Origin of the sequence: Bathymodiolus platifrons methanotrophic gill symbiont (assembly GCF_002189065.1) — a bacterium.
GTDB lineage: Bacteria > Pseudomonadota > Gammaproteobacteria > Methylococcales > Methylomonadaceae > Methyloprofundus.
Genome location: NZ_BDMN01000003.1, coordinates 1 through 1174, shown reverse-complemented (window position 1 = coordinate 1174; position 1174 = coordinate 1). Strand labels below are relative to the sequence as shown.

2 protein-coding genes are annotated in these 1174 nt (G+C 39.5%); one reads left to right on the top strand and one right to left on the bottom strand.

Features of this window, described 5'->3' with window-relative positions; all coding sequences use genetic code 11:
- Positions 1 to 337: 337 nt before the first annotated feature.
- Complete coding sequence (locus CDZ78_RS00075; protein ID WP_087868109.1) at positions 338 to 550, bottom strand: hypothetical protein; 213 nt, start codon at positions 548 to 550, stop codon at positions 338 to 340.
- Positions 551 to 750: 200 nt separating this feature from the next.
- Between CDZ78_RS00075 and CDZ78_RS00070 the strand changes: the two genes are divergently transcribed.
- Positions 751 to 1174: paraquat-inducible protein A (locus CDZ78_RS00070; RefSeq protein WP_140413824.1), on the top strand; the 424-nt coding region annotated here is incomplete at its 3' end.

The following is a 1174-nucleotide window of genomic DNA, read 5'->3' as shown; positions in this document are numbered from 1 at the left end:
AGGGCGGAGGTAAAAGGGGCTTAAAAACTCGATTATTCTGTTTATTCTTCCTCGAAATAGCTAAAAAAATCATTAGCATTTTGAGTGGGAAAGATAAGCAGGTAAAACCTTCGCTGAAAATCAGGGAAACGTAGCCTAAGCGAAGTGATGATTTTTAGTCCGCGATAGCCGTAGGGCCGTTGTTTTGTCGGAGTCTGAGCGTTAGCGAAGGTGGAGACAAAATAAAAGGCCATCCGACACGGCGTCAAGTCATTTGGAGCCTATGTTCCGACCCCTTGTTGGGTCGGGACGAGGTGACGAGGACGAATCGGGGCCGCCGGAGGCATAAGTGGTCGCGTTAAGTTTTTGCTGCTTGCTTGGGCTGGGATGCCCAAAACAAGCTTTCGCAAAAATAGCGACTCCCCGATATTTTGTTATGGTTTTCTATTGACTCCTTAGTCTGAGCAGAACTCTCTGTACTGGCTAAATGGCTTATTTGAAAACGCAAAGAACGCTCGATCAAATCGATATCTTTAATTGATAATTCAAATTGTTTGTTATAAGTAGTCATAATATTATCCTCATTATTAGGGCTAAGGAGCTTTCTTTAACGTAAAAGGCAAGGTTCTGTTTTACTCGTTTTTTAATGTGTCACTCTGCTTCAGGAATGCTGATTATTAATCTTGCTGCCCAAGATGTCATACTAAAGTCTATCCAAGGGTTCCGTATAGTCTAGCTCAAAGCTGGGCTTTACTAATCAGTGGTTTTATTTTGTATATTCCTGCTAATGTGTTGCCCATCATGAGCCTGAATAAAGTAACAGAAATGCGTACGGATACTATTATGTCGGGTATTATTAATCTGGCAAATATTGATATGGTACCTATTGCGATCATTGTTTTTATTGCCAGTGTTGTGGTTCCTTTACTTAAAATGCTGTTACTTGCCTTAATATTACTCACTGTACAATTTAAGTGGCAGAGGAATGCTAATATCAATACAAAAATGTATCGTATCATTGAGTTTGTCGGGCGTTGGTCTATGTTAGATATATTTGTCATGAGCATTTTATTGGCAATCATTAAATTTAATAAAGTCGCCTCAGTTGAAGTTGAGCCCGCTGCCTTATTATTTGCAATTGTTGTCATATTGACTATGTTTGCTACTTTACGTTTTGATTCAAGATTAATCTGGG